This is a genomic window from Neobacillus sp. MER 74, assembly GCF_023714155.1.
Genome location: NZ_JAMAUV010000008.1, coordinates 142,110 through 155,966, shown reverse-complemented (window position 1 = coordinate 155,966; position 13,857 = coordinate 142,110). Strand labels below are relative to the sequence as shown.

At 38.5% G+C, this 13,857-nt stretch carries 13 protein-coding genes; all 13 read right to left on the bottom strand.

All coding sequences use genetic code 11. The features are described 5' to 3' along the window. Nucleotides 1-46 precede the first annotated feature (46 nt). The 13 genes from thrS to polA all read right to left on the bottom strand — a co-directional run bounded on the left by thrS (nt 47) and on the right by polA (nt 13,842). On the bottom strand, nt 47-1,981 hold the full coding sequence (gene thrS, locus M3610_RS15470; protein ID WP_251460270.1) for a threonine--tRNA ligase: 1,935 nt from the start codon (nt 1,979-1,981) through the stop codon (nt 47-49). A gap of 57 nt (nt 1,982-2,038) precedes the next feature. Beyond that, nucleotides 2,039-2,284, bottom strand: coding sequence for a hypothetical protein (locus M3610_RS15465; RefSeq protein WP_251460269.1), 246 nt, complete (start codon nt 2,282-2,284; stop codon nt 2,039-2,041). Nucleotides 2,285-2,604: 320 nt separating this feature from the next. After that, nucleotides 2,605-3,483: a putative sporulation protein YtxC gene (ytxC, locus tag M3610_RS15460; protein ID WP_251460267.1), complete on the bottom strand. Its 879-nt coding sequence runs from the start codon at nt 3,481-3,483 to the stop codon at nt 2,605-2,607. Nucleotides 3,484-3,646: 163 nt separating this feature from the next. After that, a complete protein-coding gene (dnaI, locus tag M3610_RS15455) occupies nt 3,647-4,573 on the bottom strand; it encodes a primosomal protein DnaI (RefSeq protein WP_098574350.1) in 927 nt (308 codons plus the stop codon). 12 nt (nt 4,574-4,585) lie between these two features. Then, nucleotides 4,586-5,974, bottom strand: coding sequence for a replication initiation and membrane attachment family protein (locus M3610_RS15450; RefSeq protein WP_251460265.1), 1,389 nt, complete (start codon nt 5,972-5,974; stop codon nt 4,586-4,588). 57 nt (nt 5,975-6,031) lie between these two features. Continuing rightward, nucleotides 6,032-6,493 (bottom strand): transcriptional regulator NrdR, encoded by a 462-nt coding sequence (gene nrdR, locus M3610_RS15445; protein WP_098574354.1) that lies wholly within the window; start codon nt 6,491-6,493, stop codon nt 6,032-6,034. Between the two features lie 88 nt (nt 6,494-6,581). After that, the gene (locus M3610_RS15440; protein WP_098574356.1) at nt 6,582-6,977 is read right to left on the bottom strand and encodes a hypothetical protein; all 396 of its coding nucleotides are present in this window, start codon (nt 6,975-6,977) and stop codon (nt 6,582-6,584) included. Between the two features lie 105 nt (nt 6,978-7,082). Beyond that, a complete protein-coding gene (gene speD / locus M3610_RS15435; RefSeq protein ID WP_251460263.1) occupies nt 7,083-7,457 on the bottom strand; it encodes an adenosylmethionine decarboxylase in 375 nt (124 codons plus the stop codon). Between the two features lie 328 nt (nt 7,458-7,785). Further along, nucleotides 7,786-8,817, bottom strand: a complete 1,032-nt coding sequence (locus tag M3610_RS15430; RefSeq protein ID WP_098574362.1) for a glyceraldehyde-3-phosphate dehydrogenase — start codon at nt 8,815-8,817, stop codon at nt 7,786-7,788. A gap of 176 nt (nt 8,818-8,993) precedes the next feature. After that, nucleotides 8,994-9,599 (bottom strand): dephospho-CoA kinase, encoded by a 606-nt coding sequence (gene coaE, locus M3610_RS15425; protein ID WP_251460262.1) that lies wholly within the window; start codon nt 9,597-9,599, stop codon nt 8,994-8,996. Nucleotides 9,600-9,621: 22 nt separating this feature from the next. Continuing rightward, complete coding sequence (ytaF, locus tag M3610_RS15420; protein WP_098574366.1) at nt 9,622-10,257, bottom strand: sporulation membrane protein YtaF; 636 nt, start codon at nt 10,255-10,257, stop codon at nt 9,622-9,624. Nucleotides 10,258-10,344: 87 nt separating this feature from the next. Further along, nucleotides 10,345-11,190, bottom strand: coding sequence for a DNA-formamidopyrimidine glycosylase (gene mutM / locus M3610_RS15415; protein ID WP_098574368.1), 846 nt, complete (start codon nt 11,188-11,190; stop codon nt 10,345-10,347). A gap of 15 nt (nt 11,191-11,205) precedes the next feature. Then, entirely contained in the window at nt 11,206-13,842 is a 2,637-nt protein-coding gene (gene polA / locus M3610_RS15410; RefSeq protein WP_251460260.1) for a DNA polymerase I, read from the bottom strand. Nucleotides 13,843-13,857: the final 15 nt, after the last annotated feature.

Here is a 13,857-nt window from a genome sequence, read left to right as displayed (position 1 = left end):
TAGTTTTTTTCAAACAAAAAGAGAGGCGAACCTCTCTTTCTACTGTTTATCCTCTTTTCACTTCAGCAATTAATGAAGTTAAAAAGTCTGAGAATGGCTTTGTTTCTGAGTTTTGCTCGCCATATTTGCGGACATTAACTGCCTGATTTTCGACTTCTTTATCCCCAACAACAAGCATATATGGTATTTTTTGCATTTGTGCTTCACGGATTTTATAACCGATTTTTTCATCACGGCCATCCAATTCAACACGAATACCTTCATTTTGAAGCTGTTCTTGAACTTGTTTCGCATAATCATAATGCACACCAGGAGAAACAGGAATGACCTGCACCTGTACCGGAGCGAGCCAAGTAGGGAAAGCACCTTTATATTCTTCAATTAAGAAGGCAACAAATCGTTCCATTGTTGATACAACACCACGGTGGATTACAACAGGACGATGCGGTTTACCGTCCTCACCCACATATGTTAAATCAAAACGTTCTGGTAATAAGAAGTCCAATTGTACAGTTGATAGTGTTTCGTCTTTTCCTAGTGCTGTTTTCACTTGAACGTCAAGCTTAGGACCGTAGAAGGCTGCTTCTCCTTCTGCCTCATAATAATCAAGACCAAGGTCATCCATTGCTTCCTTCAGCATTCCTTGGGCTTTTTCCCACATTGCGTCATCGTCAAAATACTTTTCAGTATCTTGCGGGTCACGGTAAGAAAGGCGGAAGGAATAGTCATTAATATCAAAGTCCTTGTATACGGCTAAAACGAGGTTCACAACCCGTTTGAATTCATCTTTAATTTGGTCAGGTCGAACGAAGATATGTGCATCATTTAATGTCATTCCACGAACACGCTGTAGTCCTGAAAGTGCACCAGACATTTCATAACGATGCATTGTTCCAAGTTCTGCGATTCGAATTGGCAGCTCACGATAGCTGTGGATGCTGTTTTTGTACACCATCATATGATGCGGACAGTTCATCGGACGAAGAACTAATTGCTCGTTATCCATATCCATTACTGGGAACATATCTTCTTGGTAATGATCCCAGTGTCCTGAAGTCTTATATAAATCGACACTGCCCATAATTGGAGTGTATACATGGTCATAGCCCAGTCGTTGTTCTTTATCAACAATGTAACGTTCAACCACCCGACGGATAGTTGCACCCTTTGGAAGCCATAACGGTAATCCTTGTCCTACCAATTGATTGCTAGTGAAAAGGTTTAACTCTTTCCCAATTTTACGGTGGTCACGTTCTTTCGCTTCTTCAAGTAAGCGAAGGTGTTCCGCTAAGTCTTCTTTCTTGAAAAAGGCTGTTCCATAAACGCGCTGCAGCATTTTATTTTTGCTGTCACCGCGCCAATAAGCACCTGCAATGTTTAACAGCTTAAATTCTTTGATTTTACCTGTTGATGGGACATGGACTCCGCGGCAAAGGTCAAAGAAATCACCTTGTTCGTAAATTGTCACTGTTTCCTCATCAGGAATAGCCTCAATTAATTCCAGTTTATAAGGGTCACCTGCTTCTTTAAAAAGCTGAACAGCCTCCGCCCGGCTTACTTCTTTGCGGACAATTTCAATATTTTCATTAACGATTCGGGCCATTTCTTTTTCAATCTTTGGCAGATCTTCTGGAGTTAATGATTCTTCAAGGTCCATATCATAATAAAATCCACCTTCGATAACAGGTCCAACACCTAAATTCACACCCGGATAAAGTCTTCTAACAGCCTGTGCCATCAAATGCGCAGTACTGTGGCGTAAAATTTCTAACGCATCATCGGAATCTGGGACGACGATTTCTATTGAACCGTCTTCATTAATTGGACGGCGAAGATCAAACAACTGTCCGTTCCATTTGCCGGCAATCGCTTTTTTCTTTAGGCCTGGGCTGATGGATGCGGCAATATCTTCCGTTGTTGTTCCTTGTGGGAACTCCTTTACTGCCCCATCTGGAAACGAAATCTTAACAACGTCTGACATGGTAATTCCTCCTTTGAAATAAGCGTTTCGGGTCAATTTTTGCCCAAAAATCCGCTTTTAAAAAATAGGCTGTGTTAAACTAGTCTGTTGATTTCCGTTCCAGGCACTTCGCTTTCCGCGGGCGTGCCGGGGAGCCTCCTCAGCGCTTTTAGCGCCTGCGGGGTCTCCCCTGCCCCGTACTCCCGCAGGAGTCTTCGTGCCTTCCACTCCAATCAACAGAGTTCCAAAATCAACATTATTCTTTAACACAACAAAAAAATAAAAAAACCCGTCCCTGGAAAAGGGACGAGTTTTGATAAACACGTGGTTCCACCCAATTTTTCATTTTCACATAATGACACTTTGAAAATGACTTTGGTCTGTTAACGGTCGAGAGCCGTCAGTCAATTACTAACCGCATGAAGACATGAAGCGTTCACTGCTGAAGTTTAAAGGTGGTAAGTATTATTTTCGTGTTAGGAGGCTTTCAGCCATGTCCTCCCTCTCTAGAAACCGTAAAAAATACTGTTATCCTTATCATCACTTTTACTATGACTATACTATGTATGCAATTATAATGATTAATTTTTGAAAAATCAAGAGACATCAACCTAATAAGACAAATTTTCACACAATTCCTCTTTTCAAGCCTGATTTTCAGAAGATTGCTGATTCTCTGCCCATTTATTCACATCTCTTAGTGCAGCAAATGATTTAATGGTTACTCTTTCTTCAAAAATATTTTTAATAGTCCTTACTAAGGGCTCATCCGGGTCCTTTGTATACAAAAAAATAGTTGTAGGCGCAAGTGATAATAATGGGGCAATTGATGCTGAGTCGACATAGACAGGATGATTTACTAGTAGTTTACGGTCAATCATTCTTGTTAATTCAGCACGTTTCATTTCGACAAACTGCTCATTATAAAAGGTGATTTCCTCATCAAACAATAAGTGGAGCACCTCCATTTTTGGTTCACGATTCACCAAGAACTCACGGAGCATCTGCACGAATATTTGATATTCTTGCTCCATTTTATATTCATCAATCGCAATCTCGACATACCCTTGCAAGGACTGTAAATACGGACGTAAACGAAATTTAAGGAACGAGTCAAACGAAAAAGAGATATTATCTTGAAAAATATGGTCGATTGCAGATTTGATCTGTCTCTCTTCATTTGTATCGTTTAAAAAAATAGACAGGTCTTCTCGTTGACCTTCGAGGATGGAATCAATAATCTCGATAATTTGCTGCTGTTCTTCATATTCATTGTAGAAATAATGGCCTTTTAATATTTCCCTAAACCAATCATCCCTCTTTATGATCGTAATGAATTCATAAAAAGCATGTTTAACAATTCTAGAAATTTCAACCGATATCATACTGCCAAAAAATTTTACTATATGTCGATCTTCAATTAGAAGAATAGTTTCTTTGTCATGATTATTTGGTAAGTACTTCAGCAAGTGGTCATAAAATTTTTCAGCATCCAACTTGCTTTGGAAGATGATTTCCGCCAACCGAATCCCCCCTTTAAGCCAATCTTTGTATTAATATATATGGGGGACTTGGCTAAAATAGAAGTTAGCTGGTACATGCTTTTGTTATTTACAGAAAAAAAGGATAGAAAAAGGACTGCCGACTTGTTTACGACAATCCTAATACTACTTACATTGATTTAAATTACCTTCTGTTTGGTCCCTCGACCATCACAGGCACACTCAAGGAACGAATCCGCTCCATGATTCGTCTTGCCTTCATCTTCTCCTCTTCGCCCCTCTGACTGTAGGTTAAATGATGCTCAAGCCCTTTAAAGTCAAAGTTTGATGTAAAAAATGTAGGAAGACTCTCAAGCATTCTAAATTGTAGAATGGGGCCAAGCACCTCGTCCCTCGTCCAACTTGATACAGCTTCAGCGCCAATATCATCAAGCATAAGGATGGGTTCTTTTTTTAATGCTTCAATTTTTTCATTCAATGTGGAATCCGCGATTGACCCTTTCATCTCTCGCAACAATTCTGGCACATAGACAATCATCGAAGAAATTTGTTTCTTCGCCAATTCGTTGGCAATTGCACCTAATAAATAAGATTTCCCCACACCGAATTTCCCATAAAGATAAAGACCTTTTGGCTTATTTCCTGCCTCATAATTCATTAAGAACGTTGCAGCTTGATCGCCGGCATCGAGTCGGCCAGTGTCCGCTTCAAATTCCTCAAAGGAGGCTTCCAAGATATCTCTAGGGACATATAAACTCTTGATCAACTTCTCATTTTTCTTCTTTTCGTCAGCCATAATTTTTCGAGGACATTGTTTATACACGACATCGATAGAATTCCGAGCTAAAACCAAATCAGGGTGATACCCCTTCATAAAATTGATGCAGCCATCAAGGGATTCACATTTATTGCAATCCTTGCTTTGATTGATGTACTCATACAGTTTACTCATACTTTTATCAATCATCACAGAATCAATAGCCTCTTGATTCTGTGACAGAAATGCTTTAACATCAGGATTTTGCAGGACTTGCATTCGCTGTTGTTCATATCGTTTTTGAAAACTTTCATTTGAAGCCAATCTATTTAAGGTTTTATTGATTTTCTCCAACTACGGCACCCCCTATTTGCGGAACGCTTTTAATTTTTCTTCAATTGCCCGTTTCTTTGCTTCGACCTCATTATTAGTTCCCTGCGAAGGCTCTTTACTTGTGTCCTTAGTGCCCTCATCAAACCAATCTGGGATTAACTCTGTCCGTATCGGCTTTTTACTAGTTGATTTCCCCGTTTTTTTACTCTCGGTTGCCTTGTGTTCTTCATTTTTCGCAAGTTCCATTGCTTCCTTCACCGTTTTAACCTGCTTCCTTGCCCAATGACTAGCAATAGTCTCCACAAAACCCTTGGTAAATTTCATGTCCGTCTTTCTCATTGCCACTTCAATTAAAACATTGACAACACCCGGTGGCAGTTTATATTTAATCATAATTTCTTCTAATGTCTTCAAATTGGCATTCGAAGGCTCTACTCCGCCTGAGAATTCTTTAAAAACGATAAGCGGCGGGGTCGTTTCGTAAGAACGGATTAATTTCTCTTCCGGAGTTTTCGGTTCAGTGATTTGAGTTTGGTGGACAATAGGCTGGGTTCGGTTAATAAGACTTGGTAACTGGTCATAATTAACAAACTGATACCAATCCCGAGCACCTTTTCTTAAGTCTTCAATGTCAATCTCATCATGTTCGTTAATAGCGCCTAAGATGAAATTCTTCATTTCTAATGGGGAGATTTGATATAGAAATGCAAGATTACTAATCACTGCTTTTACTTTTGGCGTTAATGCTTTTTTCGGAACGAGTGACTCATTCAGCCCGGCTGCCAACATATCAAAATCAAACGTGTCCAAACCGATTTGAATCGGATTGGAATCCGAACGGCCAATAAACTGCTGATTTTCTTCCTCATGTAACTCTTCAGAAATCCCATGTATATATTGCATACTGCCTGGTGCAGCTGAAGCAAACACATCCTGAAAGGCTTTAGTAACATCAACATACTCATCTTCATTCGGCTTTTGTTGGTCACTAAAAAAGCGTTTCAACCGTGAAAAATGGGTTTTTCCGATCTTTCGGTAAAGATAAATATTTAGCATCCCATCTAAAAAGAATTGTTGGGGACTTAATGGAGGACGAAGTTCATATAAAAACGACCTGCCTCCTTCATCTGTTTTGACACGGGTATTTAACAAACCTATGCCTTCTAACTTTAACCTTGCTTCGAAAATGTCCTTTAAGTTCATCTCTAAGAGATTCATCAACAGATGGTGTGTGGAGGACTCAGACCATAAACGGTTTTCCTCTACCTCTGCCCAGAGAGTCATATATAAACTAAAGCAAGTTGAACCAATCAAAGGCTGATATAAAAACGTCAGCACTTTCCGGTCATAATCATGCAGTAGCCCATCAGCAGTTACGATATAACGGTCAATAGGAAGAATTTCCTGCCAATGCTGCGCCATAATACTACAACCTTCCCCTGTTATAAAGTCAAAAAGAGCCAAAAACCTATTTAGCTCTTACGATTTTTCTTTTTTTATTAATTCTTTTAATTCATCAATAAAAACATTGATATCCTTAAATTGTCGATAAACAGATGCGAATCTGACATAGGCAACTTCGTCCACGTGCGCTAGCCTGTCCATTACCATTTCACCTATGGCTTCACTTTTTATTTCAGAGACCCCCTGACTGCGCAGGTCTTTTTCAACACCGTGGGTTATATCTTCTAGTTCCTTTAAGGCCACAGGCCGCTTCTCACAAGCTTTTATCAAGCCTCTTAAGATTTTATCACGACTGAACTCTTCTCTGGTACCTTCTTTTTTGACTACAATTAACGGGATCTCTTCAATCTTCTCAAATGTAGTAAAACGATACCCACATTCCTCACATTCGCGTCTCCTCCGTGTGGCCCGGCCTTCATCAACAGGCCTGGAATCAAGGACACGTGTTCCATAATTTTGACAAGAAGGGCATTTCATTGTAATCAACTCCAAATCTACACTGTAGCTTCCGAACTAAACGCTTACTTTCATCTTATAAAAAAGAATATCTTTATACAAGTAAGTATTAGGAGTTTTTTATTCCTACGAAGTTATGTAATTGATTAATTCGCTCGTAATAAGAAATAATCCGCTTTTTTAAAGCAGGATAGGTGCCGAGAATCGAAATTTTTTCAGATGAAATATTAAAGTCTACTGCGGTTTCCATTGGTTTTACAGAGACAATGGTAACAATCAGAAAGCATTTAATTGGTTTATTGATTTCAATAGCAATTTCTCCATGATCCTTAGAAACGGTTGTTACTTGGCAATCGGCATCTTCATGAAATAACTTTTCAACTGAATCGAAAACTTGGTTAAACTTTGCCTTATAATAATGCGTTTTTAAAGAATCGTCAGCAATTTTGTCTGAAGTCTCAATTTGCTGCTTAAATCGAACAAATAAGTTACCTAACATAGCCATACTTTTCCTCCCCAATTGTCTTTTGTTTTATTGTACAACATTTTTGGTCAAAATATAAAAAGAGGTGTATGTTTAGATACACCTCTCACCAATTATGTTTATAGATTATAGTATTTTTGCCTGTTTTACATGGACAGGACCCATGCCGCGTGGAATTTCAATATTTTCACGTGTTTGGGCATTTAATGCCTCAGCAATATAATCTGCTGCAACATTAGGATTCAAATCGCCGCAAGTGAAGACATCAATGCTGGCGTATCCATGTTCAGGGAAGCTGTGAATAGTTAGATGTGATTCGGAAATAATGACGACACCACTCACACCTTGTGGAGCAAATTTATGAAATGCTACTTCACGGATTTCTGCCCCAGATTTAAGAGCTGCTTCAACAAAAGTCGTTTCAATAAAATTCATATCGTTTAGTTTTTCAAAGTCGCATCCCCATAACTCAGAGATCACGTGACGTCCCATTGTTTCCATATTCATTTTCCCCCTCTAACCTTTTTGTTCTTTCTTGAAATCATGTATTGACGGTATCTTATAACTACCACGGGGGAAAGTTAGTCCAGAGAGGTCCTAACCCTTTAAGTAATTAATCGCTACCTAATTTCAAGAAGTTCACGATGACTAGTATACTTTGTTTATATTTTTTTTGCAACCTATCAATATAAAAAACTTTATTAGGACGGGCTTTGTCATCCATTTGTTAATAAATTCAACAAAGCTATTTTATGCCTATTTCACCAAAATGGCACAAGATAGCACACAAAAAAAAGCTGTCAAATCGACAGCTTTTTTTGCGCTTTATTTACCCAACCTTTAACTCTGAGGACTTTGCTATTTGCTGAGCAACCAACAGAGTGAGATCTACCACACGTGACGAATAGCCCCATTCATTATCATACCATGCCAAAACCTTTACTTTTCTTGTGCCCATCACCATAGTGGATAAACCGTCAATGATGGCAGAATGCTCATTCGTATTAAAATCAACAGATACTAACGGTTCCATCGTGAAATCCAAAATACCTTTTAATGGTCCATTTGCTGCTTCCATAAGGGCATGATTGACTTCATCGACCGTCACATCTTGCTTTAGATCCACTACTAAATCAACTAGTGAAACGTTTGGTGTAGGTACACGAAGTGACATACCATGTAATTTCCCTTTTAACTGAGGTAAAACTAAAGAAATGGCTTTCGCTGCCCCTGTTGTCGTTGGAATGATTGATTGACCGCATGCACGAGCCCTTCGTAAATCTTTATGAGGGTTATCAATATTTTTTTGATCATTTGTATAGGCATGAATCGTGGTCATTAATCCGCATTCAATTCCAAACTTATCGTCTAATACCTTTGCAACTGGTGCTAGACAGTTGGTTGTACATGACGCATTGGAGATAATGTCATGAACATTAACATCTAACATTTCCTCATTTACACCCATGACAATTGTAACGTCCTCATTTTTTCCCGGAGCAGTTAAAATCACTTTCTTTGCTCCTGCTTCTAAATGTAATGCAGCCGCTTCACGGGCATTAAACTTCCCAGTAGCTTCGATAACAATCTCAATCCCAAGCTCTCTCCATGGAAGTTCCTCTGGATTACGACTGCTCAATAGTTTTATCCTTTTTCCATTTACAAGTAACTCTTCATCTAAAGGAATAACATCTCCTTGAAATGGTCCATGATTAGTATCATATTTAAGTAGATGTGCTAATGTTTCTGCGGGATAACTAGCGTTTATGGCTACAACATCAAGTTTATTTTCAAGGATCGCTTTTCTAAAAACCATCCTTCCAATTCTTCCAAACCCATTAATCGCAACTTTTGTCTTCATATTTGCAACCCCTTTTGTATTAGTGACATACTTAATACTTGTATTATTGTAATTAGTATAACATATTTAGGTGGAATTGTGATGAATTATGTGCGGATTTTTTAATGTTTAATAATTTAGATAACTTAATAATATAAAAAAAGAGAAGGGGGCTCCTTCTCTCCGATTGTTTCATCTTATTTTTTATTGATGCCAAACTTCGCTAAGATTTCAAGAAGCTGTTTTTTTGTGTCCTCGACCGATCCGTTATTATTAATTACTGCGTCCGCCAGCCTGAGTTTGTCAGACAACGGCATTTGCGAATGAATCCTTGCTTCAGCATCCATGACAGAAAGGTTATTTCTCGCCATTAATCTTTTTAATTGCGTTTCATTGTCAACAAATACTAGTAATGTTTTATCCACCATATAGGTAAGTTTGCTTTCAAATAGTAACGGTATATCAAGAACAACCACTTCTTCGCCGTTCTTTTTTGCTGTTTCGACTTGGTCTTTCATTCTTCTTCTGACTTCTGGGTGAACGATGTCATTTAATAATTGCCGTTTTTTGACTTGATGAAAAATAATCGAGCCCAGTTTAGGCCGGTCAATTTCTCCATCAGCTAATAATATATCTTCGCCAAACTCAGCAATGATCTTAAAATAAGCTGCTTCACCTTTCATTACCGCTAGGCGTGCTTCAATATCTGCATCAACCACAGTGATATTCATTTCTTTGAAAAAGTTAGAGACGGTGCTTTTTCCACTTGCAATTCCACCTGTTAATCCGATAACTAATGACATCCCAAAATCCTCTTTCTGATTCTTATAATTTCCAAATCCCTATAATTATTAATAATATCCCTGGTAAAAAGGTGAACTTTTGAATCCATTCAAATTTATGAAAAAAAGTTCCACTTTTTATTCCTAAAAGCACAAACAACGAACTCATAATCGCAACAGTAAACGCTAAATAATAAGGAGAGAAGCCAAGCATCGCTGCACCAATCCCAGCTCCAAAGGCATCCAACGACAAGGCGAACCCTAACATTAACGCCTCAATCCCAGTAATCGTACCAGATTGATCGAAATCAGCCGACATCGGCTTTTTCAATATATTAATGGCTAATCCAAGGGACTTGATCTCAAAATTCACGATGGTCTTTTCATGATCGAGTACGTCCTTTTCTTTTTCTGGCCGAAAAAATTGATACAAAACCCAAGCACCAAGACCAATTAGGATAATCCCCCCTAGGCTTGCGGTAATTCTTGGTGATAAAACTTTCTCAAGTCCATGTCCAATTGACACGGCGATCATTAAGGAAATAGCAGAGCAACTTGCAATAATAATTATTGACCTTAGCGGCATGACCATTTTCCTTAGTCCATAGGTAAATCCTACGCTAAAGCTGTCAAGGCTAAGGGCAAAAGCGAGGATGAGAAGTGATAACAACTGAACCATGATGTATAGGGCTCCTTCCACCAAAATCATTACGATAGTATATGGCAGGAGCCTATCCATGGTTAATGTTATTCTCTTTTCACTCTTTTACTTTTTCGGTTCTGCTTCGATTTTTTGGCATTGAGGGCAGTAATGAGTTCCTCTCCCACCAACAGTTGTTTTTTCTAAAGGTGTCCCGCATCGTTTACACTCTTCACCGTTTCGACCGTAAGCATATAATTCAAGCTGGAACATTCCTATTTCACCTTGAGAGTTTACATACGAACGGATTGTACTTCCTCCCTTTTTGACTGCTTCACTCAAGGTTGCTACAATCTCACGATGAAGAAGGGTAACTTCGCTGTTATCCAGAGTGTTAGCCAAACGCTCTGGATGGATTCCGGCCCTAAAAAGTGCTTCATCCACATAGATATTACCAAGTCCAACAAAGACTTTTTGGTCTAATAAAGCTGTTTTAACTTTCCGATTCGTTTTTGCCAGCTTTTCAGCTAAATATTCGATGGTGAATTCCTCCGAAAATGGTTCAGGGCCAAGTCCGATCAAGGGCTCCGTTAAAAACTCATCCCCTTTTTTATAAAGATGCATGGTTCCAAACTTGCGAACGTCCCGATATCTTAACTCTGTCCCATCTGTAAAATGAAAGAGAACATGTGTATGTTTATCATAGGGCTCATCCTTAGGATATAGACCATACTTTCCTTCCATTCTCAAATGAGAAACTAAGGCGAAATTTCCTGTATAAATAATTAAAAATTTCCCTCTTCTTCCGACATCAAGAATGGTCTCCCCAATCAAAGCATCGACAAATTGTTCCACTTCCAGTGGATTTTTTATGATTTTCGGCCAATAGACCGTTATATCTTTGATGGTTTTATTCACTACTAATTTTTTTAATGTTTTTCGAACAGTTTCTACTTCCGGAAGTTCTGGCATTGTAGCCTCCTCCTATTATTTAGCGTCAAACCAAGTTGGCCCGTAAGCATAATCCACTTTCAATGGTACCTTTAATTCAAGGGCATTTTCCATCACGTCTGGGACTAATTTCTTTAAAGTTTCCAATTCTTCCTCAGGTGCTTCAAAAATTAATTCATCATGTACCTGAAGTAAAAGTCGTGTCTTTAACCCCATATCCTTTAATGCCTCATCCATATCTATCATTGCTTTTTTTATGATATCAGCAGCACTGCCTTGGATCGGTGTGTTCATTGCCGTTCTTTCTGCAAAGCTTCGGATATTAAAATTACGCGCAGTAATTTCAGGAATATATCTTCTTCTTTGCATTAGGGTTGAAACGTACCCCTTCTGCTTGGCTGAGTGTATAATTTCATCCATATATTCTTTGACACCTGGGTAAGTATCTAAATAGCGTTCAATGAATTGACCGGCTTCTTTCCTAGTTATTCCTAAGGATTGGGATAGTCCATAATCACTAATTCCATAGACAATTCCAAAGTTTACAGCTTTTGCCTGTCGCCTCATATTTGAGGTTACCTCATCCTTATTGACATGGAAAACCTCCATGGCAGTCTTCGTATGAATATCCATATCTTCCTTAAATGCTTGAATCAGCTTATCATCACCAGCAATATCAGCAAGTACGCGAAGTTCAATCTGGGAATAATCCGCAGCAAAAATGATCCACCCTTCCTCAGATGGAACAAAGGCTTGACGAATTTTCCGACCTTCTTCCAAACGAATCGGGATATTTTGCAAATTAGGGTCAATCGAACTTAACCGCCCTGTCGCTGTTAAGGTTTGTTGATATCTAGTATGGACTTTTCCCGTTTTAGGATTAATCACCTTTAATAATCCTTCTATATAGGTAGATTGCAGCTTACCTAATTGTCTGTATAAAAGGATGTATTCAATAATTTCATGATCCTCCGCCAATTTTTCCAATACATCTGCCGAAGTGGAATACCCTGTTTTCGTTTTCTTTAATGTAGGCAGGTTTAATTTTTCGAATAAGATAACGCCAAGCTGTTTGGGTGAGTTGATATTAAATTTCTCTCCAGCTAATTGACATATCTTCTCTTCAATTTCAATTAGTCTTTCATTTAGTTCTTTTCCCATTGTCTGAAGGCGTTCCTGTTCCACTTTGATTCCGCATGATTCCATATCCGCTAATATAAGCGATAATGGCATTTCAAGTTCAGTAAACAACTGATATTGTTCATTTTTCTTTAATTCATCTTCAAGTTTTCCTCTTAAATCAGACATGGCAAGACTTTTACGGACAAGATACTCTGCAAGCTGTGTTACTTCAGGGACTTTTCGCTTCGCCCCTTTCCCATAAAAGGATTCATCTGTTTGGATTGTATGTACATCAAATCGTTTCGTAATCGATGCGAGATCTTCAATATTTTCTGAAGGATTTATGATATAAGATGCCATCAGAATATCAAAATCGACACCTTTTAAATGAATATCATACCTTCGTAAAGAGACCTCAGAACGCTTGGCATCATAAACCGTTTTCTTTTTACTTTCATCCTCCGCCCATTTTTTGAAAGCCTCTGATTGCAATACCTGATTTGTAGGAAAATAAAAATGCCCGTTTTCATTGACAAGGGAAAAGCCAATAATTTCTGCAAAATGATAATTATCATCCAACATTTCAACATAAAAATAATTGTCGTCTGCAAATAACTCTTCCGTGATTTCTGCTGGAGTTTGAAACTCAATCTCTTCCAGTTCTGGCACATCAGCCATCTCTGGACCTTCACCCAGCTTTTCCAATAACGAATGAAATCCTAATTCTTTAAAGAGAGCTACTAATTTATCGCGCGTAAATCCCTCATAAGCAATCGTATCTAAATTTACTTCGATAGGTGCCTGCCTTTCAATCGTTGCCAGCTCTTTACTCATTATGGCTTGATCCTTAAATTCTTCCAACTTCTCTTTAAGCTTATTACCATTAACCTGGTCAATAGAGGCTAATAAATTTTCAAGCGTAGTAAACTCCTTTAAAAGTTTGATCGCTGTTTTTTCACCAACGCCAGGTACACCAGGAATATTATCGGAAGGGTCCCCCATCAGCCCTTTCATATCAATGATTTGCTCTGGTGTAAGTCCATATTTTTCAGCGACATGTTCAGGGGTATATTCCTCAATATCTGTAATACCTTTGCGCGTAATTCCTACTGTAGTCGTTGGTGAAGAGAGTTGCGTTAAATCTTTATCTCCGGAAATCACCTTTACTTCATACCCATCATGTTCAGCACTTAATGACAAGGTACCAATGATATCATCTGCCTCATAATTTTCAAGTTCGTACCTAGAGATTCCATAGGCATCTAGAAGGTCACGAATGAACGGAAATTGTTCCGATAGCTCAGGCGGCGTTTTTTGTCTGCCGCCTTTATATTCACTAAAGGTTTTATGTCGAAAGGTCGTTTTTCCTGCGTCAAATGCGACAAGGATATGGCTTGGCTTTTCATCTTCAAGTATTTTCATCAGCATCATCGTAAAACCATATACGGCATTCGTGTGAATTCCTTTATCGTTATTAAGCAAGGGTAGTGCAAAGAATGCCCGGTAAGCAATACTATTACCATCGATAAGGACAAGTTTCTTTTTTTCCATTTATATATATCCACC

Coding starts and splice junctions, on each gene's coding strand:
- thrS (WP_251460270.1), bottom strand. CDS start 1,981: ATGTCAGACGTTGTTAAGATTTCGTTTCCAGATGGGGCAGTAAAGGAG.
- M3610_RS15450 (WP_251460265.1), bottom strand. CDS start 5,974: ATGGCGCAGCATTGGCAGGAAATTCTTCCTATTGACCGTTATATCGTA.
- nrdR (WP_098574354.1), bottom strand. CDS start 6,493: ATGAAATGCCCTTCTTGTCAAAATTATGGAACACGTGTCCTTGATTCC.
- M3610_RS15440 (WP_098574356.1), bottom strand. CDS start 6,977: ATGGCTATGTTAGGTAACTTATTTGTTCGATTTAAGCAGCAAATTGAG.
- speD (WP_251460263.1), bottom strand. CDS start 7,457: ATGGAAACAATGGGACGTCACGTGATCTCTGAGTTATGGGGATGCGAC.
- M3610_RS15430 (WP_098574362.1), bottom strand. CDS start 8,817: ATGAAGACAAAAGTTGCGATTAATGGGTTTGGAAGAATTGGAAGGATG.
- coaE (WP_251460262.1), bottom strand. CDS start 9,599: ATGTCATTAGTTATCGGATTAACAGGTGGAATTGCAAGTGGAAAAAGC.
- ytaF (WP_098574366.1), bottom strand. CDS start 10,257: ATGGTTCAGTTGTTATCACTTCTCATCCTCGCTTTTGCCCTTAGCCTT.
- mutM (WP_098574368.1), bottom strand. CDS start 11,190: ATGCCAGAACTTCCGGAAGTAGAAACTGTTCGAAAAACATTAAAAAAA.
- polA (WP_251460260.1), bottom strand. CDS start 13,842: ATGGAAAAAAAGAAACTTGTCCTTATCGATGGTAATAGTATTGCTTAC.